We start from the raw sequence: 392 nt of genomic DNA, 5'->3' as shown, positions 1-392 counted from the left end.
GGCCTGGAAGCGCCAGGTGGATTGGCCGCCACTGCCGACCACGCCGGTGTCGTCGGTGTTGCTGTAGACCTCGGGGCTCAGGCTGCGCAGCACGCCGCCGGCCGAGTCCTGGATGGCCCAGCGGTAACCGGTGGTGGGATTGCTGGGCAGGGTCAGGATCAGGTTTTGCCCGGTCTTGAGTTGCAGCGGGCAGGCGCTCTGTTTTTCCACGGTGACGTTTTGCTTCGGCGCACTGGCGCAGGCGGCGAGCAGGCAAAGGCTCAGGGGGAGAAGCAGACGGGCAGCGGTCATGGGGGCTCCGTTGTTTGGCGACGAAGGGCGAGCATAACCGAAGATGAGACAAGGTGTGACAGATGGCGTTGTGTTGGCTGCACCGGCCTCTTCGCGAGCAA

General features: G+C 65.1%; 1 protein-coding gene. It reads right to left on the bottom strand.

Annotation, left to right across the window (positions count from 1 at the left end; all coding sequences use genetic code 11):
* A partial coding sequence (locus HX846_RS27860; protein WP_178966525.1) for a protease inhibitor I42 family protein occupies positions 1 to 291 on the bottom strand: 291 nt, incomplete at its 3' end.
* Positions 292 to 392: the final 101 nt, after the last annotated feature.

It is taken from the genome of Pseudomonas sp. K5002 (assembly GCF_013386655.1).
Classification (GTDB): domain Bacteria; phylum Pseudomonadota; class Gammaproteobacteria; order Pseudomonadales; family Pseudomonadaceae; genus Aquipseudomonas.
Note: the sequence above shows the minus strand (reverse complement) of the source record. Positions and strands in the feature narration are given on the sequence as shown.